The organism is Pseudomonas sp. Yb2C2 (assembly GCF_052112325.1).
Classification (GTDB): Bacteria; Pseudomonadota; Gammaproteobacteria; order Pseudomonadales; family Pseudomonadaceae; genus Aquipseudomonas; species Aquipseudomonas marginalis.
On sequence record NZ_JAVAJK010000010.1, the window covers coordinates 25,142 to 49,954 of the forward strand.

Here is a 24,813-nt window from a genome sequence, read left to right on the forward strand (position 1 = left end):
AGAAAAGACCTGTTAGAGCGCGAACAACTGTGATCCAGCGCTAAAGCGCGATGCAATAGGGCAGCTGTGCTATTGAGTTATCTCGATTGCCCCGGTTTTATAAGCAGCCAACGACAGCAACACCCTTTATCCGGTCGACCATCACACCCTGGGTGTTAAGGATTTGCGGGAATAACATGACGTTAGTGAAAAAAACACCAGCGACTACCCTGGTTTTAATCGTCACCCTGGGGCTGAGCATTCAAGCCTCGTCATTCGAGAGCGGAGCAGACAACAAGGTATTCGATGCCGCGAGCCTTGAGGTGTCGAACGTGCCGTTGGGCGCCTTTCCCTACATCGCCCTTCCCGACGGATATGTCATCGCCACCGCGCCCGATGTCTCCGACTTCGATCAGGTACCCTTCTGGACCGGTGATCGCCTGGCAGTAGTAGAAGGCAAGGTCTGGTCAGCCCATATCGACGCCGCGCAGGGCAAGGCGTTCTCCGACCTGGAATTGCAGCGCAACCTCGAGTCCGTAGTGTCCTCGTTGGGCGGCAGCAAGATCTTCGATGGCAGGATTCCGGAAGACCCTGGCCAGAAGATCAAAGAATGGCCGCGGGACTTCGCGCTCAAATACAACAGTGGTCTGGGGGACATTTGGAATAACGCCGCGCAGGTGTTTGTTATCCATCGCGCCGACCGCGATATCTGGATTCATTTGTGCAGCTACGCGTTCGGCGGCGGCCTGCTGATTGCCGAAACCAAACCGCTGCAAATAACGGCCAGCCTGTTGCCGGCCAGTGAACTGAAAGCGCAGATAGATAAAACCGGCAAGGTGGCATTGCACATCAACTTTGCGACTGACCAGACCCGCATCCTTCCGGGTTCACAGCCACAGATCGAGCAGGTGTCGTTGTTACTCAAGCAAAATACATCGTTGAAACTGGCCATTAACGGCTACACCGATCACACCGGTGATCCCGCGCACAACAAGACACTGTCATACGGCCGCGCCAAGGCCGTCGAGGCCGCCATCACCGCCAAGGGTATCGACACGGCGAGGTTATCTGCGGCCGGATTTGGCGAGGCTGACCCGGTGGCCGACAACGCCACCGAGGCAGGCAAAGCTGAAAACCGCAGGGTCGAGCTGGTCAAGCAAGACTAAGCGAACGCTCAGGACCAGGGGCGGCCCGGGCCGCCAAGACGAGACCCGTGATGGCTTCCGGCTGATGGCGAGCCCCAAATTATCACGGGTGAAACCGCCTCCCCAACGCATCCAACCGCACCGCAATCGGCGGCAACTGCTTGCTGCTCCTGGCCAACATCTCCACATCCTCCGCCGTGCTCTGCGCAATGCTCTGCACCGACTGCAAGCGCCCGACAATCTCCAGGTTCGCCGAGGTCTGTTCGCGTGTGGTGGAGACAATCCGCCCATTCAGCGCATCGATCTGGGTAATGTCATTGCCCACCGCTCGCAGCATTTCCACTGCCAGCTGACTGTCCTCCACACACCGTTCCACGCCCTGGCGGCTGTCGTGCATGGCTTCCACGGCCTGGCGGCTGCCTTGCTGCAGGCCTTCGATGATGGTTTTGATTTCCTGGGTGGAGACGGCGGTGCGTTGCGCCAGGCTGCGCACTTCGTCGGCGACGACGGCGAAGCCGCGGCCTTGTTCGCCGGCGCGGGCGGCTTCGATGGCGGCGTTGAGGGCAAGGAGGTTGGTCTGGTTGGCGATGCTGCTGATGACTTCCAGTACCGAGCCGATTTGTTCGGCCTGGACCGCCAGGCCTTGGACGGTGTGGTTGGTGCCTTCCAGGCGTGTGGCCAGTTGGGTGATTTCGTGTTGGGCGCGGCCGACGCTTTCCTGGCCACGCAGGATTTGCTGGCTGGCGACGCCCGCGTGTTCAACCGCTTCTTCGACGTGCACCGTAATGTGGCCCATGGCGTCTTCCATGCGCTGCATGGAGTCGGTCATTTGCGCGATTTCGGCCAGTTGGTGGCGAGCGCCTTTTTCCAGGGTGCCGCTGGCGTGGGCCAGTTCCTGGCCGAGTTGGCCGAGGCCGTGGGAGTCGCGGGCGACGCCGTCGATGAGGTGGGTGATTTGTTGCAGGAAATGGTCAAAGCGCTTGGCAAGGGAGACGTGCACCTTGCCTTCACCTTTGGCGCTTTCCACGGTGAATTGGGTGGTGACGGCGAGCATTTTTTCCAGCATCTCCTCGCTTTCCACCGCCTCGGCCTGGCTGTTTACCGCGAGGTAGAGCAGGGCGATGGTTTCCATCACTACGTAGAAGGCGTGGACAAACACCATGGTCCAACCGCCGTGATGCGCCATCACGAACACCGGGAAGCCTTGATGCTGCAACGCATGGAACACCACGTGGTGCACGGCAATCGTCAGGGCGGCCACCAGGATCGGCAGCCAGTCTCGATAGAACGTCAGCACCGCCAGCAGCGCGAAAATCCCGAAGTGCGCTTCGATCACACCCTGGGCCTGGTTGATGTGCAGCGCCGCCATGACCATCAAGCCCGCGCCCAGTGCGCAACGCATCACCCGCGTGCCGCCGATGGCGCGGTAGAGCGCGGTGAGCACCGTGCTGGTGCCTCCTCCCACGACAATCGCCTGGGTCAGGGTGTCGTGCCAGAACGCAAGCCCGACGGAGAACAGCGTCATCAGCCAGATCAATGCCAGCATGATGCGGTCGGCCTTGCGGTAGTGCTCCAGGAAACGTGCGCGTGCGGGCATTCACTCTTACTCCATGTGGTCTGGCAAGGATCAAAGCATGCGGCGTGCCACTACGGCCCGCGTTCAGGCACTTTGCGGGTGCAGGGAAACCAAAAAGTTTATCGGCTTTGCGGGAGGGGACTTTAAGCGCGAATGCGTTCGGAGGGGACAGAACACATTCGTGGTGACAAGCCGGGGGGCAATGTGGGAGGGAGCAAGCCCCCACATCAGGACCCCCGTTCGCCAGGTGGATCAGAAGCTGTATTTGGCCGTCAGCATCATGTTGCGTGGGGTGCCGTAGGCGTCGCCGCCATAGCTCACGGAGTTGGCGATGGTGGAGTAATAGCGGCGGTCGAAGATGTTGTTGGCGTTGAGCTGCAGGTCGAGGTGGTCGTTGACCTTGTAGCCGGCCATCAGGTCGGTGACGGCGTAGGCGCCCTGTTGGAGGCGGTAGGTGCTGCCGTCAGCCAGCTTGACGTCGTTGTACAGGCGGCTTTGCCAGGAGATGTTGCCGCCCACGCGCAGTTTCTCCAGCGGGCCCTGGAAGTTGTAGCGGGTGGTCAGCTTGAACAGGTGCTCCGGAACATCCGTGTCGTACTGCTTGTTGACCTTCTGCGGGTTGGCTTCATCCTTGATGGTGTGGGTACGCGCGTAGGTGTAGCCACCGCCGACCTGCCAGTTCTCGGTCAGTGCGCCTTGCAGTTCGAAGTCGATCCCCTGGCTGCGAATCTCTCCGGAGGCCTCATAGCACTCTGTCTGTGGGCAGTTTTGCACGGTCACCTGGGTGGCGCGGTTTTCCTGGTCGACACGGAACAGCGCCACGCTCGCATTCAGCGCGCCACCCAGGTATTCGCCCTTGATGCCGACCTCGTAGTTTTTGCCGACAATCGGCTTGACCGGGGTACCGGAGGTGTCTTTGGCGCTCTGCGGCGTGAAGATGTCGCTGTAGCTGACGTACACCGAGTGGTGATCGTCCAGCTCGTAGATCAGCCCCGCGTAGCGGGTAAGGTTGCGGGTGACGTGATAGTCGCCGTCGTTGCTGCCGTGGGCATCGTAGTCATACCAGTCCAGGCGCCCGCCGAGGATCAGCTTCAACGGGTCCGCCAGGCTCAGGCGCGTGGTCACGTAGACACCGTCCTGGGTGGTGACCTCGCGATCGTCCGTGGTGTGGACGAAGTCCGGTTTGCCCGCGGTGAGGGGCCAGTTGGTGTCGTAGGGGCTGTAGTTGTGGGTGGTCATGTCGTAGATGCGTCGGCTGGCACCCACCACCAGTTCATGGGTGCGCCCGAATGCCTGGAACGGGCCGCTGGCAAAGGCGTCGACACCGGCCTGGTTTTCATCGTAGGCGGCCTGGTAGACCGTGCGCGCCAGGGTGTTGTTGACCCAGCGCGACTGGTAGGAACCGGAAAACAACGCGTTCTGTTCGGCGTAGTTGGCGTTGACCTGAAGCTTCCAGTCATTGGCCAGGCGCTGGCGCAGTTCGGCGAAGACCGTGTTGATTTCCTGGTCCTTGTTCTCCCAGTCGGTACCGGGATTGTAGGAGCGCGGCAGGTCCAGGTGATGGCCGTCCTGGCCGATCATCGACGAGCCCCAGAAGTAGTTGGTCTTGTCCTTCTGGTTCGAGAAACCGAGGGTGAGGGTGGTGTCTTCGCTCAGGTCGGCCTCGGTGACGGCATAGAACAGGCCGTGATAGGACTCGGCGTTGTCGATGAAGCTGTTGGCGTCTCGGTAGGAAGTGACCACCCGGCCGCGCCAGGTGCCGCTGTCATTGAGCGGGCTGGAGGCGTCGAGCTCGCCACGGTAGTCGTCCCAGCTGCCGGCGGCACCGGTGAGGGTGACTTTCTGTTCGTCCAGCGGCCGCTTGCGGACCAGGTTGATGGCCGCCGACGGGTTGCCCGCACCGGTCACCAGGCCGGTGGCGCCACGCACGACCTCGACACGGTCGAACATCGCCAGGTTCGGCTGGGCGCCTACGGAAACGCCGTTGTAGCCGCTGGGGATGCCGTCGTACATCAGGTTGTCGATGTCGAAACCGCGTGAGGTGTAGGACTGCCGGCCCGGGCCGCTGGAATAGTTGAGGAATAGCCCAGGCGTGGCATTGACCACGTCGTTGATGCTGGTCATCCCCTGGTCATCCATGCGCTGGCGTGTGATGACGGTGACGGCCTGCGGGGTTTCACGCAGGGTGAGGGGCAGTTTGGTCGCGGTTTTCATCGCGCCGGTGGTGTAGGACTGCGTACCCTCGGTGGTTTCGCCCAGTTGTTGCTCGCCGGAGATCTGGGTCGCACCCAGTTCCAAGGTGGTTGCCGGCGTTTCAGCGTCGGCGGCGAAGGCCGCGTGCGAGGTGGCGAGACACACCGCCAAAGCGATCAGACTGGGTGTAAAACCTTTACCGCCGTGTTGTTGCACAGACATGGAACGGACTCTCCCCTAAGTGCCGTCCGTGGCGAATAATAAATCTGTTGATAATTATTCGCATTAGTTTGGCAGATTAAATCTGTCGGAAAAAGCCTTTGGGGAGAATTAGTTAACGAATTTTTCACATCTGCAGGGCAGGCTTTTTGCCATTACCTGCCGTCGGCGAGTTGTTTTTTTGCGTGTTCAATCGCGTTTCGGAATCGCCATCCGACTCGTCGCTTTCACCTCCCGCAGCGCCAGGCTCGACTGGATCGACGCAATCCCCAACTGCCGCCGCAGCACGCTTTCGACAAATTCGCTGTAGCTGTCCAGATCCTCCGCCAGCACCTGCAACAGGTAATCCGCGTCGCCGGTGATCTTGTGGCACGCCAGCACCTGAGGAAGCTCCTTCACCACCGCTTCGAACGCATCCGGAGCATGGTCGGTGTGGATCGCAAAACGCACATGCACAAACGCCATGATGTCCAGGCCGAGCAACTTGCGATCGAGGTTGGCCTGGTAGTCCTTGATCACGCCTTCTTCCTCCAAGCGTTTGCGCCGCCGCCAGCAGGGGGTGAGGCTCAGGGCCAGGCGTTCGCTCAGTTGGGCGTTGGAAATACTCGCGTCTTCCTGCAGCAGGGCGAGGATGGCGAGATCGGTGTCGTCAAGAACGACCTGCTTGGTTTTATTTTTCATAGTTGGCTATCAATGGGGTAAAAACACCCGATAAAGCTATCAGTGTCAGAAGTAAAAGCAAAGAAAGCCCTGCGCAGCCAGAACAAAATAGACCCTGTCTTTTTCTGGCGGATGTATCCAAATGCTGACTGTTTTTAGTGATGACCACCGTTTGCACCACGGCACCGAACTCAAGGACGGCGTGCTCAAGCCCTCATTCGAACAACCCAGCCGCGCCGACACCGTGCGTGACCGCGTCCGGCACGTCGGGCTGGGCGATATCATCGTGCCGCGCAGCTTCGAGCGCGCCTGCTACGTCAACGCCCACAGCGAGCGCTACGTCAGCTTCCTCGAAACCGCCTGGGCCGAATGGACCGCCATCGGCCGCCGCCATGACGCGCTGCCGCTGGTGTGGCCGGTACGCGACCTGGCCAATGAGCAGGTGCCGGACTTCATCGACGGCAAGCTGGGCTTCTTCGCCATGGACGCCGGCTCGCCGATCACCGCCACCACCTGGCAGGCGGTCAAGACCAGCGCGGACATCGCGCTCACCGGCCTGGCGCTGATCGACGAAGGCCATCACAGTGCCTTCGCCCTGTGCCGCCCACCGGGGCACCACGCGGCCCGCGAATACATGGGCGGTTATTGCTACCTCAACAATGCCGCGATTGCCGCGCAACAGGCCATCACCCAAGGTGCCAGGCGCGTAGCGGTGCTGGATGTGGATTTCCACCACGGTAACGGCACGCAGAATATTTTCTATGACCGCGCGGAGGTGCTGTTCATCTCCCTGCACGGCGACCCGTCGGTGTCCTATCCGTATTTTTCCGGCGCCGACAGCGAACGCGGTGCAGGTGCCGGGGAGGGCTTCAACCTGAACTACCCCTTGCCGAAAAACACCACGTGGGCCCAGTACAAAACCGCGCTGATCCACGCCTGCCAGCAACTCAAACACTTCGCCCCCGAGGTGCTGGTGATCTCCCTCGGCGTCGACACCTTCAAGGACGACCCCATCAGCCACTTCCTCCTCGACAGCCAGGACTTCCTCAGCATGGGCGAGATCATCGCCGGGGTGGGCGTGCCGACGCTGTTCGTGATGGAAGGCGGCTACATGGTCGACGAGATCGGCATCAACGCCGTCAACGTCCTGCACGGCTTCGAAAGCAAGACTGCCTGACCTAATAACAACACTCGCTCGATTCTTTTTTCTGCCAAAACTCAAAAACATAACAAGAGGTTTTGTGATGAAAACAACCACGTCCGGGCTGTGTGAAAAGCCTGCGTTGCAACGCACCCTGAGCAACCGCCACATCCAGCTGATGGCCATGGGCGGTGCGATCGGCACCGGCCTGTTCATGGGCTCCGGCAAGATCATCGCGTTGTCCGGCACCTCGATCATCCTGATCTACATGATCATCGGGCTGTTCGTGTACTTCGTGATGCGCGCCATGGGTGAGCTGCTGCTGTCCAACCTCAACTTCAAGAGCTTCGCCGACTTTGCCGGCGCCTACCTGGGCCCGCGTGCGGCGTTCTTTCTCGGCTGGTCGTACTGGCTGAGCTGGAGCGTGGCGGTGGTGGGGGACGCGGTGGTGGTCGGCGGGTTTTTCCAGTACTGGTTCCCGCATGTGCCAGCGTGGATGCCGGCGGTGGGCATGCTGTTGACGCTGTTCGCGTTGAACGTGCTGACGGTCAGGCTGTTCGGCGAAGTGGAATTCTGGTTCGCGATCATCAAGATCATCGCGGTGCTGACCCTGATCGGTGTCAGCGTGGTGCTGATTGCCAGCTCGTTTGTCTCGCCCACCGGGGTCACGGCCTCCGTGAGCCACTTGCTGGACAAACAGGCGGCGTTTCCCAATGGCCTGTTCGGTTTTTTCGCCGGCTTCCAGATGGCGATCTTTTCCTTTGCCGGCACCGAACTGATCGGCACCGCAGCCGCCGAAACCCGAGCACCGGAAAGGACCTTGCCCAAGGCGATCAACTCGATTCCGCTGCGGATCATCCTGTTTTACGTGCTGGCCCTGGCGTGCATCATCGCGGTCACCTCGTGGCAACAGGTGTCGCCGAGCAAGAGCCCGTTCGTGGAACTGTTCCTGGTGGCGGGCTTTCCAGCTGCGGCGGGGATCGTCAATTTCGTGGTGCTGACCTCGGCGGCCTCGTCGGCCAACAGTGGGGTGTTCTCCGCCAGCCGCATGTTGTTCGGCCTGGCTGACCTGGGGGACGCCCCGGGTATCTTTGGACGCTTGTCGAAAAGCAGCGTGCCGTTTATCAGCCTGGCCTTCACCACCTTGCTGATGCTGCTGGGCCTGGTGTTGCTGTTTGTGGTGCCGGAGGTGATGACCGCCTTCACGATTGTGTCGACGGTGTCGGCGATCCTGGTGATTTTCACCTGGTCGACCATCCTCGCGTCCTACATTGCCTACCGCAAAAAGCGCCCGGACCTGCACGCCAGATCTCTCTACAAGATGCCTGGCGGTGTGCCGATGGCCTGGTTTTCCCTGGCCTTCATGGCCTTCGTCCTCGGCCTGCTGGCGTTGCGGCCGGATACACGCCTGGCGCTGTACGTGATGCCGGCCTGGTTTATCTGGCTGGGCATTGCCTTTCAGTTTTCACGCTTCAAGGCTGCCGGGGTGGTCAATCCCGGTCATAGGTGATTCACGGGTTCCCTAGAACTCCATTCTCAAGCCCACCGTGCCCTGGCGGCCGTTGAAGGTGTTGCTGTCCAGGTTGCGGTTGTAGCCCAGCTCGCCGTACAGGCTGATGCCCGTGGCCACCTTCAGCATGGCGCCGACACTCAGGTCCAGGGTGGTGGACTTCTGCTCGGTGTCGATGTCGGTCACATCGGCAAACGTGACGGTGTTCTGCCCGGCGCTGTTATGCCAGACGTTTGCCCGCACATAGGGCTGCAGCGGCAGGCCACGCACTTGATAGTCACCACGCAGGCGGACCCCGAGACGAGTGGTCAGGTTGGTGTCAGCGTCATAGGACACATCGGAAATCCCGTCGTTCTGGCTATCCAGTTTGGTCTTGCTGACGATGACTTGTGCCTGGGGCTCTGCGACCCAATTGCGGGTCACCGGGATCGGCCAGCCGACTTCGGCGGATGCCGTGACGTTATGCCCACTGGTGTCCATCTTCACGCCTCGGTCCGACTCGTTGTTGCCGTTGAAGCGCGTGCCCATCAACACCACGTCAAGGTAGGCCTGATTGGCGCCGATCAGCGTCCAGTAGACCCCCAGGCTGTCCCCACGCAAGGTGGTCTTACCGGCGCTCTTGTCTTCCCTACCGCCGTTGAAACCTTTGACAGTGCCCTTGAGGCGGCTATGGCCGACAAAGAACCCAAGGCGTTGCTGGCCATCGCCCATTGTGCCGGCATATACATCGCTACCGACCTGGAAGCCCGTCACTGAGCTGTCCAACGTTGGGTTGACCGTTCCCGCGAAACTCTGGCGACTGCTGGTGCCATAGACCCGGCCCCAACCCGCCGGCAACGCGCCAGTTTGCTGTTGCTGGCTTTGGTCGCCCATGCGCTGGTGAAAGGTACCCAGCATGCCCTGCACCATCTGCTGGGCCGCGGGGAACAGCGCAGCGTAGATCGGCACCTCTGGACGATAGATAGGAATCGGGGTGATCCCTGGGTTGGTCGGCAATGGGGGCTCTCCGGGTACGGGGGTTGGCAGCGGCACGATAATCACCGGGTCTGGTGGCACCACAGGAATGGTCGAGCGCAGGTAGTAGTTTTCCGAGGTGCCAGCCGTTACGCCGCCCTTGAACAGACGATAGTCGTACGCGCCAGCGGATACCGGCGCTCCGAGTGCGAACACGGTGCCACTGCTGGTGGCACCGTTGAGCGCCTGCACCACCTGGATACCATCCTGCAGCGTTGCCGCACCCGCACCGCCGAGGTTAGTCACGCGGATGCTGGTGCTGCCCTGCATCGTGCCTTGGCTCACCACCAGTCTGTCGCTGGGCGAGCCGTCGCCAGCCAATACACTTTGCAGCGCCAGCTGGCCGCCGGTGCCGGTGTAGTTGCCATTGACTGTCAGGGTGTCGGAGGTGCCGGTGCTGGCGGTGGTCATATCGATCAGGCCGCTGTTGTTCAGCGTCGCCAACTGGCCGGCGGTGAACGGGTTGATGACTCCCGTGCTGACCAGCAACACACTGCTGCCATTAAGGTTCATGGTGCCCGTACCGGTGCCGGTATCGCCAAGGGTGAAGGTGCCGCCGAGGGTCAGTTGCGAATTGTTATCCAGGTTCACGTTTTCCCAACTGGTATAGCGCTCGGGCGTGCTGACCTTGGTGTTGTCAAATGTCAACGTGTCGGTACCCGCGCCACCGTCCACCAAGGGCGTGGGGGCTACGATGGCTTCGGTCAGGTTTTTCAGCAGCGCCGTGTCGTTATCGCCGCCCATTAGCACAAATGAGTGAATCTCGCCGCCTGTGTCCCACTCGAACTGGTCTTCACCAAAGCTGGCAAGAATCTGCCCGTTGACCGTACCGCCAGTGATTTTAATCACGTCGGTACCCCCACTGACGCTGATGTTGCCGCCGATATAGCTGGTGCCCGACACCAGGATAGTGTCGTTGCCAAAGCCGGTAACCAGGTTGCCGATGATGGTTCCGCCCTGCATGTCGAATATGTTGTCGTCGAGTTTCATGTCGACGCGCCCGATAGTGCCTCCAGTCATCAGCGCCTCGTCGCCATCTTCAAAGGCACCCGTGATGGTGCCGCCGCTCATGCGAAAGGTGTCGTAGCCATCACCTTGGGCGAGCGAAGCAATCGTACCGCCGCTGATAGCGGCGCTGTCGGCTCCAGCCCCCTGGTTGATGGCTTGCGCTTGCCCACCGCTGACCTGCACGATATCGGCACCGGCGCCCTGAATCACCACTGACTGGACCTGCCCTTGAAAGAGGCGAAAGATGTTCGCGCCATCCCCCATGCTGACACCGCCGACACCGATCACGGCATCGGGTGTATTGAGCTCGATCAGGTCGTTACCGACGCCATAGGTCACCGCAGTCACGCTGCCGTTGCCGGAGGAAAAGATCAGGCTGTTGTTGCCTTGTGTGTCCACGAGGGCGCTGGCTGCGCCACTGTTGCAGTTGATCACGTCATCGCCTGGCGTGACCGTCAACGTGCAGGCCTGTGTACTGCCGGGCCAGGTAGCCAACCAGGACGACGCAGCGATGGCCACGCCCAGGCAAGCCAAGGGGGGAAGTCGTTTGCTCATGATCCATCCTCGCGCAGCGCGACCTATCTCCACGGTGCCTGGTGACAGGCACGGTTAAAGACCATGGCAACAACGAACGCGATACGGATCAGGGACGACGGGTTACCTGAGTCTGAAAACACCGGCCAATGCAAAGGGTTGGCATGGCTTTCTCGACTGCACCTCAACCTGTGCAGCACTTTTTGCACCATAGTCATACAAAGTGCGGGGCGCTACTGTCAGAAATAACAGGTGTAGACGAGTTCGGCCGCAGCATTTACCTGGCTATGCTTAATGGGCCGGGAGCGAAACGGTAGTGGATGAATGTAGAAGGCGCAGGCCCGACGGGCCTGAGGGCGTAGCCGTTGGATGATCCTCGACGTGCCTGGCGAATGGCCTGTGAGGCCACCTCATCTACAAGGAGAGCTATCGTGACTATCAAAACAGTAAAAGCACTGGCCGTGGTGTTGATGATGTTGCCCGCCCTGAGTTGGGCCGCGTTATTCGATTGCGCGGTCTATGACAAGACGATCAACGCCGGGCAAGGGGCGGAGGCCAGGCAGGCGGATGAATCAGTCGAAGCCGGGAGTGTCGACCATGCCCAGGCAACCCTGCGTAAAGACCAGCGTTGGAACGACGCCGATCGCTACATCATCAAATGCCGGCCGTCCGAGGAGTAAATACACGGATGAGGGGAGCGGCGGGCTGCTTGCTCCCCTTCGTGCTTACGAAAACACGATCTCGTAAGGCTCGCGCATACGCTCCAGCAGCACCTGGGCCAATATCGGCGCCAGGCCGATCTGCGGGTCGCCCGCCAACTGGCTGGCATACGCATGGACGGCGTGGAGTTTGCGCGCCACGGTCCAGGTGTCCAGGCGTACCTTGCGCGCCCGTTGCCAGGGGATCATCGCACCCTCGCGGGCGGGGCAGTGCCAGGCCCAGATCGGCAGTTCATAGAGTTGCGCACCCACCAGCCTGCAGGCGTTGGCGCTGGCACGGCCGACGGCCTCATGGTCGTCATTGCCGTCGTTGCGCCAGGTGGAAAACACCACGTCGCCCGGTTGCAGGTAGCGCGCGATAAATTGGCTCAGTTGCGGCTCGCGGGCGGCGAGGGCGTTGTCGCAGAAACCGCCGCGAATCCACTTCAGGCTGTGCAAGGGCATGCCCAGGCGGCGCAGCGCCTCGGCGCTTTCCTGGGGCCGCACCACACTCAGGCGGCTGGCCGGCCATACGTGGGAACCCGGGTGGCTGGCACTGCCGTCCGTGATGGAGATCATTTGCAGGGGGTGTTCCAGGGTGCTGAGCAATTGCAGTAGACCGCCGCAGGCCACCACCTCGTCGCCGGGATGGGGCGCGATGATCACCACACGCGCGCCAGCGGGCACCAGGGAGGTGGTAGAGATAGGCGGGATTTGCGCCAGCTGCGGTGCGCTGTTCCAGATTTGCGCGGGGCCGCGACGGCCTTCACTGAGGGAGGCAGGCTTCATGGGCGTTACGTCCTTGTCGATTGATGCTGGGTCGTGCCCCGTTGACGGGACGACTCTATTTATTCACCACAGACTCCGCCGTGGTGCACGCGTGGTAATCCAACCCTGAATTACCAGCAAGGCGTCATCAGCATAGACAAGGATTGGTCGCTTTTACATTTTGCAATGTCGTTTTTTTCAAGACGCGCACATCAGGCTCTTCAAATAATCGCCGAACCCGCCCTGGGCACGGGCCTCCAGGCGCGCGCTGGTGATGACTTGCGGGGCGTGGCTCCAGGCGATGGAGGCCCCGCAGCGCTCGAGGTCACGCACCAATTGCACATCTTCGTGACAGGCCAGCGGTTCGAACCCTCCGGCGCGCACATAGGCCCCGGCACTGATGCCCAGGTTGGCGCCGTGGATATGCCGGTGACCGTCACGGGCGTGGTACGCCGCCTGGTAACGGATCTGCGCCGCCGGGTCGAACTCTTCGCTCCAGGTGTCGACGGTCACGGTGCCGCACACCGCGTCGGCGCCCAGTGCCAACTGGGCCACCAGCCAATCGGGGGCCACGCGGCTGTCGGCGTCGGTGCACGAAATCCAGCGTGCACCCTGGTTGAGCAGGTGTCGCGCGCCCACCCCGCGCACATGGCCCACATTGCGCGCCTGTACCTCCAGGCGCTGCACCGGGAACCCCTCGGCAATCTCCGCACTGGCATCGCTGCAACTGTCGAGCAGCACCAGGATCTGCACCGTTTCACCCAGCAGGCCTGGGTGACTGGCGGCCACCAATGCTGCCTCCAGACACTCGCCGAGCAGCGCCTCTTCGTTATGTACCGGGATCAGAATGCCGATCATCGCAGGCCCTCAAGGGTGGCAACCGAAGTGCCGTCGCGGCTCCACAGGTCGAGTAGAAAGTCGGGTTCGTGGTGGGTGGCGACCAGGGGCATCCCCAGCCGCTCATGGAGCAGGGCATGCACCTGTTCGGCGGTCTGCGGGCACCCGTCGATCGTCGGGCGCCAGTGGCAGGCCAACACCTGGCCGTTGGCGGTGAGGCTGCTGAGGGCGCGATCGATCAAGCGGCACAGGTCATCGCGGTCGAGGTAGTAGCACAACTCGCTCAAGACAATCAGGTCGAACTCGCCTATCGGCCATTGCTCGGGCAGGCGGCTCTGCTCCACACGGGCATGGGCAAAGCCCAGCAGGCGGCTGCGTGCCAGGGCGACGGCGGCCGAGGCGGTGTCGCAACACAGCAGGTGATCACAGCGCGGGGCCAGCTCGAAGCTCAATTCGCCATTGGCGCAACCGGGTTCGAACACCGAGGCATAGCGCGGCCGGGTCAACAGTGCCAGGGTCAGCGCCCGTTTGCGACGCTCGTACCAGCGTTGGCGAAATGCCCAGGGGTCGTCGTTACCGGCAAACAGTTGATCGAAATACGGTGTCGCCACACTCATACGAATACCACTTCAAAAGGTTGTAGCAGACGCTCCACCACATAGGGCGCCAGCACCGGCGGCAGGCCGATCTGCGGGTCACCCTCCAGCTGGCTGGCGAACGCATGAATGGCATGGCGCTTGCGCGCGACGGCTTCACAGCTCAGGGGGATTTTGCGGGCACGGTGCCAGGGCACCAGGCTGTTCTCGGGAGACGCCCAGTGCCAGGTCCACACCGGCAGCTCATAGAGGGCCGCACCCACCGCGTGCGCTGCCTTGGCGCTCGCGCGGCCAACGGCCTCGTGGTCGCAATGGCCGTCTTCGCGCCAAGTGGTAAACACCACATCCGTGGGTTTGAGGTGGCGCTGGATAAAGGCGCTGAGCTGGTCTTCCCGCGCTGCCACCTGGCTGTCGCTGAAGCCGGCCCGCAACCATTTCAGGCTGTGCAACGGCACACCGAGGCGGTGCAGGGCCTGGGCCGACTCCTGGGGGCGCACCACGCTCAAGCGCTCCACCGACCAGTGGGTGGAGCCGGGGTGACTGGCGCTGCCATCGGTTACCGAAATCAATTGAATGGGCCGGCCCAGTTCGGCCAAGCCTTGCAACAGGCCGCCACAGCCCAGCACTTCGTCATCCGGGTGTGGGGCGATGATCACCGCGCGGTGGCCCTCGGGTACCAATTGTTCGACGCTGATCTGCGGCAGTTCGGCCATCAGCGGCGAGTCCTGCCAGCGCTGCAGGGGCGTGCCCTGGCCGACGATCGGGTTGGGTTTCATAACTGCCACCTCCCTGTGGGTTCCCCTGCGACCAGTTCGCCGAGGCCGGCCAGGTCGCGTTCGGCATGGCTCTGGCGGACATACACCGGCAGGTCCGCCATCAACTGGGCGAAGTGCGGATCCTTGCAGTACGGACCCGCGCCCACGGCTCTGCCCACGTGCCGCATGACCTGCTCGACGGTGTCCTCGATGCTCGCGCGCACCTGCTGGGCCAGGTGCCGGGCATCGGCCCTGGGGTAGCGGTCGATCTGCTCCGCACTGGCCCGCAGCACGCAGGCAGCGCTGTTCAAGGCGCTGTCGACCGCCCCCAGATGGGCGAGGGCGTGAGGCTCCGAGCGCTTGCTGCAGTGATCGCGCAACACCTCGGCCAGGCGTTGTGCCGCACCGTACCAGCAGGCGGCGATACCGATGCCGCCTTGCCAGAATCCGGGACGCCCGAGGTAGTCGCCGGGGCCGCCCACGGCAAGGCCATGGGCGCCGTCAAAGACGACCTCGACGCTGCCGGTGGCGGCCATGCCCACGGCATTCCAACCGTCGTGGGTGACCGTGATGCCCGGTTGGTCCATCTGCACCGCCACCAATTGCTGGCCGCCTTGTTCATCCCACGCCGTCAGCAAACCATGGCTGAGCACCGCGGCCCCGGAACACCAGGCTTTACGCCCGTCCAGACGCAGGCGATGGCCCTCGCAGCGCACCTGCACCTTGGCATTCGGCGGTTCTGCGGCCCACATGCCCCACAGACTGCCCAAAGGCGGCGCCGGGCTACGCAGCTCGGCAATGATGGCCAACGCATCGGTGTGGCCTTCGAACAGCTTGCACAAGCGCAGGTCATGACCCGCCACCTGCGCCAGGCGGCTGAACCGCCCCAGGGTGTCGCCGCTGCCAGGCAGCGGCAACTGATCGAGGCCTTCCTCCTGAAATGCCCTCAGGGCCTTGGCCAGGTCCTGCGTGTCCGCATAGCCCTGGAAGCCTTGAAGGAATCCATGCAGTGCCATGTCACACCTCGTCGTCACGCTGCAGTTCGAACAGCAGCAGCGAGCGGCCGGTCACACCGTACTCGTGGTCGAACTCGAAGCGTTCCTGGCCACGTACCGCCGGCTCGTTGGTGTCGAGCATGCAGGTCCAGAACTCACCCTCCGGCACCGGCGGCAGGCGGAAATTGACCATGTCGTGGTGGGCGTTCACCACCAGCAACAGGGTGGCGTCGGCACCGGCGCGGCGAATCCCGGTTTCCTGGGCGCGGCCATCCATCAGCATGCCCAGGCAACGGCCGTGGCTGTCTTCCCACTGTTCGGTGGTCATCTCGGTGCCATCCGGCGACAACCAGGTGACGTCCTTGACGCCGATGTCTTCGTTGTAGTCGCCTACCAGGAAGCGCCCACGACGCAGGATCGGGTAGGCCAGGCGCAGCTTGATCAGGCGCTTGACGAACTTGAGCAACGCCTTGCCATCCTCGTCCAGGTCCCAGTTGACCCAGCCGATCTCGCTGTCCTGGCAGTAGGCATTGTTGTTGCCGTGCTGGGTCCGCGCGAACTCGTCACCGGCGACCAGCATCGGCGTGCCCTGGGCCAGCAGCAGCGTGGCGAAGAAGTTGCGCATCTGGCGCAGGCGCAGTGCGTTGATTTCCGGGTCGTCGGTGGGGCCCTCGACGCCGTGGTTCCAGGACAGGTTGTTATTGCTGCCGTCCTGGTTGTTTTCGTCGTTGGCTTCGTTGTGCTTGTCGTTGTACGACACCAGGTCATGCAGGGTGAAACCGTCATGGGCGGTGATGAAGTTCACCGAACTGTACGGGCGGCGGCCACGGTGGTTGAACATCTCGCCCGAGGCGGTCATGCGCCCGGCGAAGTCCGCCAGTTGGCCGTCATCGCCTTTCCAGAAAGCCCTTACGGTGTCACGGAAGCGGTCGTTCCATTCAACCCAGCCTGGCGGGAAGTTGCCCACCTGGTAGCCACCGGGGCCGCAGTCCCAGGGCTCGGCAATCAGTTTCAGCTGGCGCAGCACCGGGTCCTGGCGGCAGGCCACGAGGAAGCTGTGGCGTTCATCGAAGCCATCGCGGTAGCGGCCCAGGATGGTCGCCAGGTCGAAGCGGAAGCCGTCGACGTGCATCTCGTTGGCCCAGTAACGCAGGGAGTCGGTGACCATCTGCAGTACGCACGGGTGGCTCAGGTCCAGGGTGTTGCCGGTGCCGGAGTCGTTGATGTAGAAGCGCTTGTCATCGGGCATCAGCCGGTAGTACGAAGCGTTGTCGATGCCGCGCATGGACAGGGTCGGGCCGCGCTCGTTGCCTTCGGCGGTATGGTTGTAGACCACGTCGAGGATCACTTCCAGCTTCTGCTCGTGCAGGTGCGCGACCATCTCCTTGAACTCGGCGATCTTGCCGCTGGCCAGGTAGCGCGGGTCGGGGGCGAAGAACGCAATGCTGTTGTAGCCCCAGTAGTTGGTCATGCCTTTTTCCAGCAGGTGCTGGTCGTTGACGAAGGCGTGCACCGGCAGCAACTCCACCGACGAAATGCCCAACTGGCGGATGTGCTTGAGCACATCATCTTCCATCAACCCGGCACAGGTGCCGCGCACGTCCTCGCCCACCGAAGGGTGGCGCATGCTGATGCCGCGCAGGTGGGTTTCGTAGATGATCGTACGGTCCCACGGCACCCGCACCGGCTGGTCGTTGCCCCAGGTGTGCGCCGGGTCGATGACCTTGCACTTGGGCACGAAGGGCGCACTGTCACGCTCGTCGAAACTGAGGTCGTCGTCCGGGTGGCCGATGGTGTAGCCGAACAGCGCTTCGGACCATTTGAGTTCGCCCACCAGTTGCTTGGCGTAGGGGTCGATCAGCAATTTGTGGTGGTTGAAGCGATGACCATTGGCCGGGTCATAAGGCCCGTACACACGGTAGCCGTAGATCAGCCCAGGGTGGGCGTCGGGCAAGTAACCGTGGAAAATTTCGTCGGTGTATTCGGGCAGTTCGATGCGCTCGAGTTCCACTTCGCCGGTGTCGTCGAACAGGCACAGTTCGACTTTCTCGGCGTTGGCCGAGAACAGCGCAAAGTTGACACCCAGGCCATCCCAGGTAGCGCCGAGGGGGAAGGGCAAACCTTCACGAATCCGCGACGGCTCGCTGCCCGGCGTCGAAGGGGTCTTATGGGGTTTGCTCATTGAGTTGCTCCTGCAAGGCTATTTTTTCGGGCCGAACGCGGCCGTGCTGACGAGTTTTCAGCTGATGATAAGAAGAGTGAAGTCACCTTTTGCCGGCCGCGCCGGCAAAAGGTTGATGGCGCCGTGCGCGTTAAGCCTTGGGCTTTTTCGGCGCGGGTGGCTTCTTGGCCGCCGGCGGCGCCGGCTTGCTTGCGGCTGGCGCGGGTGGCTTGGCCTTCGCCGCCGGCTTGGGTGCGGTCTTGGGCTTCGCGGCGGGTTTGGGTTTGCTCGGCGTCAGCGCTTCGGCTTCGGCCAGCTTGCGCGCCATCTCCCAGTGGCGCGCGTCTTCCCCGTGGGGTTTGCCTTCAGACTCCCAGATCTGATGCGCCAGTTCGCGTATGCGTTTGTCTTCAGTACTCATCACAATGCTCCTCACAGAAAATTTTCAGCTTTCTTGATCATCAGGATTGATAAAGACATTGACCGGGAAATCCCCCAGGGCAGTGCTGATCAACAGCTCCATGTCTGGTGTGACTGCGCCTGTATGAAAAAGTCCCTTCCAGTTTTGCGTTGGTGCGGCGAACGGTAATTTCACCCGTGTATCGCCCCAAACCCGCGCATTGATCTGGGGACGCACACCGTTTTCAAGCAGCTCATGGGACCAGCGTGGCACCACCACCAGCGCGCGTTTGCCTTGGTGTTCGCGGCAGAATGCGACCACCCGCTCGGCGTGTTGGCCGACCACTTCCAACGCTGTATAGCGGCCGCTGCGGAACACCTGCGGATGGGCCTTGCGCAAGGCCAGTACGTGGGCAATCAAGGTTTGCTTGATACGCCCATCACGCCAGTTGAACAACAGTTCGCCGATGTCCGGCGGGGTATTGAGTGCCTGTTGCCGCGCGGTGAAATCCACCGGGCGACGGTTGTCCGGATCCACCAGGCTGAAGTCCCAGAACTCATCGCCCTGGTACAGGTCCGGCACACCCGGCACGGTAAGGCGAAGCAAGGTTTGCGCCAGTCCATTCAGTGCGCCGGCGGGGGCGATGGCCTGGGCTGCGTTATTGATCGCACTGCGCAGGGGCCGACCTTCCTCCGTGAGCAGCAGGCGGGTGAGAAAAGCCTCGACACCCTGTTCATAGGCCTCATTGGGCGCGCTCCAGCTGCTCTGCAACTTGGCTTCGCGCAGGGCTTTTTGTTGCCACTGCCACAGGCGCTGGTGATAGCCCTCGAAGTCCTCGGCCTGGTCCAGCGGCCAACTGCCCAGCAACACCTGGTACAGGATCAGTTCATCACCGGCCGACGGTGTGGCCGCGTCGTCGCGCAACGGCGCCGCCAGGGTACGCCAATGCTCCACTTGCTCGACGTACCACGGCGCGCACTCGCTGAGTACGGCCAGGCGTGCCCGGGTGTCTTCGCCGCGCTTGTGGTCATGGGTGGCGGTGGCCAGCAGGTTGTCGGGGAAGGCCTGCAAGCGCTGTTGGTTGATGGCATGAAACTCGGCCAACGGCGCGCTGAACTGCTCGGTACTGAAGCCCACATCGTTGCGCGACAGCAGCACGGCCGAGCGGTAGAACGCGGTGTCTTCCACGGCCTTGGCCGCTGCCGGCGAGGTCAGTTGCTGGAAGCGCACACAGGCATGCTTGAGCATCTTGCGCTCGCGGCCCACCGGACGATTGCGCCAGGGCTGGCCGCCGAGCCAATTTTCCAGATGCTCGAGCACCGGCCAGTCGCCCTCGCCAAGGGTCGTGCGGGCGCCGTCCAGGGCCTGCTGGAACACCTTGTCGTCATCTGCGCTGCGACCACGGGCACTGATATAGGTGCGGTACACCGGGAAGTGCACGATCAGTTCCTGCAATGCGCGACGGATCGCGCCGAGGGTCAGGTCGCGGGTCATCACGTCGTCGCGGGCCACCTGCAACAGGGCCTGGGCCACGCTTTCAAAGTCGCCGCCCAGGGAGCCGTTGAGGATTTGCTGGCGGGCCAGCCGTGCCTCTTCGATAAACGCCGAGGGCCGTTCGCTGTGGCGTGTCCACACCTCGGCCAGCGGCGCAAAGCCCTCGGGATGGTGTTGCAGCAACGACAACTGGTTCATGAATTCGTAGCCGGTGGTGCCGTCCACTTGCCAGTCTTCGCGAAGGGTTTCCCCCTCGCCGAGGATTTTTTCGACGAAGATCGGCAAGTGCCGCTCGGGCGACAGCGAATCCACCCGACGACGCAGCTTGCGGCAGTAACCGCGCGGGTCGGCCAAGCCGTCGATGTGGTCGATGCGCAGGCCATCCACCAGGCCTTGGCTGATCAGTTCGAAGATCTTGCCATGGGTGGCTTCGAACACCGCCGTGCGCTCCACGCGCAGCCCGCCCAGTTCGTTGACGTCGAAGAAGCGCCGCCAGTTGATATCGTCCGCCGCCGTGCGCCAGCTGGCCAGGCGGTAGGCCTGTTGCTCGAGCAAGTGGTGCAGACGCTTGAAGCCCTCCGGCGTGCGTCCGTCGAACTCGGTCAGTCGGCGTTCGATAAGCTCGAGGACTTCGGTGGCACGCTCGGCCAATGCCTGCTTGAGCCAGGCGGCTTCGGCGTAGGCGTCATCCTGATACGCCAGGGCGCTGAAACGGTCGGCCAGGGGTTTAAGCAGCTCGTCGGCGCCGAGGATCGCCGCGTAATCCCGTGGGCAGATCGGGAAGCGATGTTCGTAATGCTCGACATGAAACGCGCCGTGGGCGGCATCGAAATGCAGCGTCAGCGTGCCGCTCTGCAAGGCTTCGCCGTAGTCGCTGCCGAGGAAGGGCATGAGCAATTGGCCCTTGAGCAGCGGGTCGGGGGAGTGCCACTGGATATCGAAGAATTCGCTGTAGGGGCTCAGCCGGCCCCATTCCAACAGGTCCAGCCACCAGGGGTTGTCGGCGCCGCCCACGGCCATATGGTTGGAGACGATATCGAGGATCAGCCCCATATCGTGCTCGCGCAGGGCCGCGACCAGGCGACGCAGGGCCGGTTCGCCGCCCAGCTCGGGGTTAACGCTGGTGGGGTCGACCACATCGTAGCCGTGCATGGAACCGGCACGCGCACTCAGCAAGGGCGAGGCATATAGATGGCTGATGCCCAATTGGGCGAAATACGGTACCAGGGGGACCGCGTCATCCAGGGTAAAACCTTTGTGGAATTGCAGGCGCTGGGTCGCGCGCAGGGGCAGGGCTTTCATCGGTCACGCTCATAGGCTTGGTTACGCGCGACGGCCAGCAGTTCAAGGCGGCGCGCGGCACCGGCGTTGTCGAGCAGGCTGGAGGCCTCGCCCGGCAAACGGCGGCGCCAATTGGGGTGGGTGTCGGTGGTGCCGGGCAGGTTGGCCTGTTCTTCCAGGCCCAGGGCGTCTTCCAGCGGCAACAACACCAGCGGCGCACGGGTGTGGCCGAGGTAGCGCACGCTGGCGTCGATCATGTGGTCGGTTTCATTGCGGATCTCATCGACGAAGTTCTGCGGGTCCTGGCTCAAGGCCTGGCGCAGCGCCTGGCGTTCACGCAGGCGGTGCTCGCTCCATTGCTCCACGGTGGGCGCATCGATCAGGCCCAGCTGGACGTTCCAGTCGATATCGCGGCTGTGCCACCAACCGTTGAGGGTCGGTAAGTCGTGGGTGCTGGTGGTGGCCAGGGCGTTGTCCGGCCAGTCGAGGATCGGCTTGAACTGGCCATCGTGGCCCTGTTCGAACAACAGCACGCGCATGCCGAGGATCGAGCGGGCGATGAGTTTTTCGCGCAGCCCATCGGGCACTGTGCCGAGGTCTTCGCCGAGCACGATGGCCTGGTGGCGGTGGGATTCCAGCGCCAGCAGGCGCAACAGGTCGTCCACCGGGTAATACAAGTAAGCGCCCTCACGCGGCGAGGCGTCCATGGGGATCACCCACAGGCGTTGCAGGCCCATCACATGGTCGATGCGCAAGCCGCCGGCATGGGCGAAGTTGGCCCGCAGCATCTCGATAAACGCGCGGAAACCGTTGCGCTTGAGACCTTCGGGCGAGAACGCGGAAATGCCCCAGCCCTGGCCGGCGCGGTTAAGGATGTCGGGTGGCGCGCCCACGGTCAGGTCGGCCAGCAACTCATCCTGGCGGCTCCAGGCCTGGCTGCCACCGCCGTCGGCACCGACGGCCAGGTCAGCGATCAAGCCGACGCCCATGCCGCTGCCTTTGGCGGCTTGTTGGGCGCGCTCCAGGCAACGGGCGATCAGCCATTGGCCAAAGGCGTAGAAGCCGATCTCGACGTGGTGCTCTTCTGCGAACGCCACCAGCGCCGGGCTTTGCGGCGAGCGCCACTCTTCAGGCCAGTGGCGCCAGTCAAGGTCCTCGCCTGCAGCGGCGCGCACTGCCTGCACGGCTTCGAAGCGACAATGGTTTTCCAGCGCCTCGCCACCGGCCTGGCGAAAGCTCAGGAAGTCGGCGTGCTGCGGGTGATGGCCGTGGCGGAAGTCTTCATACAGAACGCGCAACAGCCGTTGTTTGGCCCGCGCAGCGGCCGGCCAGTCGATCAGGCTGTGCTGTTCCAGCGCGTGCAGCTCTTCTTCCAGGCCAAGGGCTTCAATCGCGTTGCGCACCTCACGTTCACCGAGAATGCAGGCGGGCGAGGCATACAGGCTGTTGAGGAACAGGCGGCTGGACGGCGAGTACGGGCTGTAGCGCTCGGTATCGGCGCTGAACATCGCGTGCATCGGGCTGATCGCCAGGGCATCGGCGCCGCGTTCGGCGGCGGAACGGACCAGGTGTTCCAGGGCCAGGGTGTCGCCGAAACCGCCATCGCCCAAGCGGCGCAGTGAATACAGCTGGGCGCTCAGGCCCCAGGCGCGGGCGGGTTGGTTGTCCACCGCTTCGGCCACGCTGTAGCAATGGGTGGGCGCGACCGCCAGGGTAAAGCTCTGGTTGTCGATCTGCACCTGGTGGTAGCCCAAGGCGATAACCCCGGGCAGCACGGCATTGCCGTCGAGGCGCAGTTCCAGGCTTTCGCCGTCTTCGAGGTTGACCCGGCACAGGGTGTCGGGTTCGAAGTAGCGCGCCAGGTCGAGGCCTTCACCGCTGTCGACGGTCATCAGGGGCGGCAGGTGCTTGTCTTGTTGCACCCGCTCCAATTCAAGCAGGCTGGCGTTGATGTCGGCATCGCTGTCGGCCGGGTGGCCCAGGCCTTTGAGAACCGCGCGCAGGGCGTCGGGTGTCACTCGTTGCGGGCGGCCGTTTGCGTCGATCCAATCGACGGCCAGGCCCGCGCGGCTGGCGAGGATTTCCAGGTTCGCTTCGCTCAAGGGTGCTCTCCAACAGGGGATAAGGTGACGCGGGCGCTGAAGGGCGGCAGTTGCGCACCTTGCAGGGCCGGCGTTTCAAACAGGACCGGTGCGGTGGCCGGGTGATCCAGCGGCGTGGCGCTCAGGTTCAGGTCGATCTGCAACAGGCTGCCGTTGCCCAGGCGCCAGCGCGCACTGACGGCGGCGTAGGCCAGCACCTGCGCGCCCAATGCCACGGCGCCAGGCAGGTGCGGCACAATATGGCGATGGCGCAGGCCCAGCAGTTGGCGGTAGAGCTCAGCGTGCGGGTTATCGGCGATCACCGGGGCCGATTGCGCGAATGTCGACAGCGCGTTCGGATCCGGGATGCGTTCACGGCGCTCGGGGTCATGGAACGCGGCGAAGTCGGCAAATTCATTGCGCCGGCCTTCGCGTACCGCTTCAGCCAGTTCACCGTGGTGGTCGGTAAAAAACAGGAACGGCTCGCTCGCGTTCGCCTCATCCCCCATGAACATCAGCGGAATCATCGGCGACAACAGCAGCAGGGCGGTTGCAGCCTTGAGCGCCTGGGGCGAGCAGAGCTGGTGCAGGCGTTCGCCCAGGGCGCGGTTGCCGATCTGGTCATGGTTCTGCAGGAACGCGACGAAGGCCGTGGGCGGTAAGTCAGCGCTCGGTTCGCCGCGCTCGTGGCCATGGCGAGTGGTGTGGCCCTGGTAGATAAACCCTTCGCCCAGGCAACGGGCGAGTTTGGTGGTGGGGTCCTGGGCAAAGTCGCTGTAATAGGCATCGGTTTCGCCGGTCAGCAACACGTGCAGCACGTTATGGAAGTCATCATTCCATTGCGCGTCGAAATCCTCCTTGAGCAGGCTGGCCTGGTTCAGCTCGTTTTCCAGCACCAGCCACACATGCCGACCGGTATCCACCTGCTGGCGTACCCGTTGCGCGAGTTCCTGGAGGAAGCCGGGGTTGTCGATGGCGTGCACTGCGTCCAGGCGCAGGCCGTCGAAGCGGTATTCGAGCAGCCACATCAGCGCGTTATCGAGGAAGAAATCCCGCACTTCACGGCGCTCAAAGTCGATCCCGGCACCCCATGGGGTGTGCACGTCTTCCTGGAAGAAGCCTTTGGCGTACTGGCCCAGGTAATTGCCGTCTGGGCCGAAGTGGTTGTAGACCACGTCAAGGATCACGGCGAGGCCGTGTTCGTGGGCGCTGTCGACCAGGTGCTTGAGTTGCTCGGGCGAGCCGTAGGAGGAGTGCGGTGCGTAGGGCAGTACGCCGTCATACCCCCAATTGCGCTCACCGGGAAATTGCGCCAGCGGCATCAATTCAATCGCGGTGACGCCCAGCTCGGCCAGGCGCGGCAGGTGCTTTTCGACTTCGGCGTAGCCCCCCATCGCGCCGACGTGCAATTCGTAGATCACGGCTTCGTGCCAGGGGCGGCCTTGCCAGTTGGCGTGACGCCAGGTGTAGGCGAGCGGGTCGACCACCAGGCTCCAGCCATGCACGTCCGAGGCCTGGGCCCTGGACGCGGGGTCGGGAACATCCATTTCCCCATCGATGTTATAGCGGTAGCGGGTGCCCGCCGGGCACTTCACTTCAGTCTCGAACCAGCCATCTGCCTGGGGCAGCATGGCGATGGATTTACCGTTTTCCAATTCAACGCTGACATAAAACGCGTCTGGCGCCCACAAGGCAAAACGCGTGTGTTGCGCGTCCAGCATGATTGCGCCGTGGGGCCAGGTTTCCAAAGTCCGTAACGGCATCTATG

General features: G+C 62.9%; 18 protein-coding genes. 4 read left to right on the top strand and 14 right to left on the bottom strand.

What is annotated here, in order from left to right; all coding sequences use genetic code 11:
- Positions 1 to 176 precede the first annotated feature (176 nt).
- Positions 177 to 1,145 (top strand): OmpA family protein, encoded by a 969-nt coding sequence (locus Q8X51_RS15560; RefSeq protein ID WP_407694455.1) that lies wholly within the window; start codon positions 177 to 179, stop codon positions 1,143 to 1,145.
- A gap of 82 nt (positions 1,146 to 1,227) precedes the next feature.
- Here the strand turns inward: Q8X51_RS15560 and Q8X51_RS15565 are convergent, their stop codons facing one another.
- From Q8X51_RS15565 to Q8X51_RS15575, 3 genes are all read right to left on the bottom strand, one after another.
- Positions 1,228 to 2,721 carry a methyl-accepting chemotaxis protein gene (locus Q8X51_RS15565; RefSeq protein WP_065925211.1) on the bottom strand — a complete coding sequence of 498 codons (1,494 nt, stop codon included), beginning with the start codon at positions 2,719 to 2,721 and terminating at the stop codon, positions 1,228 to 1,230.
- A 231-nt stretch (positions 2,722 to 2,952) separates the two neighbouring features.
- On the bottom strand, positions 2,953 to 5,115 hold the full coding sequence (locus Q8X51_RS15570) for a TonB-dependent siderophore receptor (RefSeq protein ID WP_065925212.1): 2,163 nt from the start codon (positions 5,113 to 5,115) through the stop codon (positions 2,953 to 2,955).
- A gap of 186 nt (positions 5,116 to 5,301) precedes the next feature.
- Positions 5,302 to 5,793 carry an Lrp/AsnC family transcriptional regulator gene (locus tag Q8X51_RS15575; RefSeq protein WP_027606753.1) on the bottom strand — a complete coding sequence of 164 codons (492 nt, stop codon included), beginning with the start codon at positions 5,791 to 5,793 and terminating at the stop codon, positions 5,302 to 5,304.
- Positions 5,794 to 5,914: 121 nt separating this feature from the next.
- Here Q8X51_RS15575 and Q8X51_RS15580 point away from each other — a divergent pair, with 121 nt between their 5' ends.
- Together Q8X51_RS15580 and Q8X51_RS15585 are read left to right on the top strand one after the other, a co-directional pair.
- On the top strand, positions 5,915 to 6,949 hold the full coding sequence (locus tag Q8X51_RS15580; protein WP_315872490.1) for a histone deacetylase family protein: 1,035 nt from the start codon (positions 5,915 to 5,917) through the stop codon (positions 6,947 to 6,949).
- Positions 6,950 to 7,016: 67 nt separating this feature from the next.
- Entirely contained in the window at positions 7,017 to 8,423 is a 1,407-nt protein-coding gene (locus Q8X51_RS15585) for an amino acid permease (protein WP_027606751.1), read from the top strand.
- Between the two features lie 12 nt (positions 8,424 to 8,435).
- On the opposite strand, the gene Q8X51_RS15590 is transcribed toward Q8X51_RS15585, so the two are convergent.
- Complete coding sequence (locus Q8X51_RS15590; protein ID WP_315872489.1) at positions 8,436 to 11,000, bottom strand: autotransporter family protein; 2,565 nt, start codon at positions 10,998 to 11,000, stop codon at positions 8,436 to 8,438.
- Between the two features lie 410 nt (positions 11,001 to 11,410).
- On the opposite strand from Q8X51_RS15590, the gene Q8X51_RS15595 reads away from it, so the two are divergent.
- Complete coding sequence (locus tag Q8X51_RS15595; RefSeq protein ID WP_407694454.1) at positions 11,411 to 11,659, top strand: hypothetical protein; 249 nt, start codon at positions 11,411 to 11,413, stop codon at positions 11,657 to 11,659.
- A 45-nt stretch (positions 11,660 to 11,704) separates the two neighbouring features.
- Here the strand turns inward: Q8X51_RS15595 and Q8X51_RS15600 are convergent, their stop codons facing one another.
- The 10 genes from Q8X51_RS15600 to treZ all read right to left on the bottom strand — a co-directional run bounded on the left by Q8X51_RS15600 (position 11,705) and on the right by treZ (position 24,808).
- The gene (locus tag Q8X51_RS15600; RefSeq protein ID WP_065925216.1) at positions 11,705 to 12,466 is read right to left on the bottom strand and encodes a PIG-L deacetylase family protein; all 762 of its coding nucleotides are present in this window, start codon (positions 12,464 to 12,466) and stop codon (positions 11,705 to 11,707) included.
- 177 nt (positions 12,467 to 12,643) lie between these two features.
- Complete coding sequence (locus tag Q8X51_RS15605; RefSeq protein ID WP_065925217.1) at positions 12,644 to 13,303, bottom strand: glycosyltransferase; 660 nt, start codon at positions 13,301 to 13,303, stop codon at positions 12,644 to 12,646.
- On the bottom strand, positions 13,300 to 13,899 hold the full coding sequence (locus Q8X51_RS15610; RefSeq protein ID WP_065925218.1) for an SAM-dependent methyltransferase: 600 nt from the start codon (positions 13,897 to 13,899) through the stop codon (positions 13,300 to 13,302). Before Q8X51_RS15610 ends, Q8X51_RS15605 begins: the two co-directional genes overlap by 4 nt.
- Positions 13,896 to 14,654, bottom strand: coding sequence for a PIG-L deacetylase family protein (locus Q8X51_RS15615; RefSeq protein ID WP_065925219.1), 759 nt, complete (start codon positions 14,652 to 14,654; stop codon positions 13,896 to 13,898). The genes Q8X51_RS15610 and Q8X51_RS15615 overlap by 4 nt, the downstream gene beginning before the upstream one ends.
- Entirely contained in the window at positions 14,651 to 15,649 is a 999-nt protein-coding gene (locus Q8X51_RS15620) for an acyl-CoA dehydrogenase family protein (RefSeq protein ID WP_065948302.1), read from the bottom strand. Before Q8X51_RS15620 ends, Q8X51_RS15615 begins: the two co-directional genes overlap by 4 nt.
- 1 nt (position 15,650) lies before the next feature.
- Positions 15,651 to 17,810 carry a glycogen debranching protein GlgX gene (gene glgX, locus Q8X51_RS15625; RefSeq protein ID WP_407694453.1) on the bottom strand — a complete coding sequence of 720 codons (2,160 nt, stop codon included), beginning with the start codon at positions 17,808 to 17,810 and terminating at the stop codon, positions 15,651 to 15,653.
- A gap of 130 nt (positions 17,811 to 17,940) precedes the next feature.
- Positions 17,941 to 18,210 carry a DUF2934 domain-containing protein gene (locus tag Q8X51_RS15630; RefSeq protein ID WP_065925222.1) on the bottom strand — a complete coding sequence of 90 codons (270 nt, stop codon included), beginning with the start codon at positions 18,208 to 18,210 and terminating at the stop codon, positions 17,941 to 17,943.
- A 24-nt stretch (positions 18,211 to 18,234) separates the two neighbouring features.
- The gene (locus Q8X51_RS15635; RefSeq protein WP_407694452.1) at positions 18,235 to 20,985 is read right to left on the bottom strand and encodes a malto-oligosyltrehalose synthase; all 2,751 of its coding nucleotides are present in this window, start codon (positions 20,983 to 20,985) and stop codon (positions 18,235 to 18,237) included.
- The gene (gene malQ, locus Q8X51_RS15640) at positions 20,982 to 23,066 is read right to left on the bottom strand and encodes a 4-alpha-glucanotransferase (protein WP_065948304.1); all 2,085 of its coding nucleotides are present in this window, start codon (positions 23,064 to 23,066) and stop codon (positions 20,982 to 20,984) included. Before malQ ends, Q8X51_RS15635 begins: the two co-directional genes overlap by 4 nt.
- Positions 23,063 to 24,808, bottom strand: coding sequence for a malto-oligosyltrehalose trehalohydrolase (gene treZ, locus Q8X51_RS15645; RefSeq protein WP_407694451.1), 1,746 nt, complete (start codon positions 24,806 to 24,808; stop codon positions 23,063 to 23,065). The genes malQ and treZ overlap by 4 nt, the downstream gene beginning before the upstream one ends.
- Positions 24,809 to 24,813 lie beyond the last annotated feature (5 nt).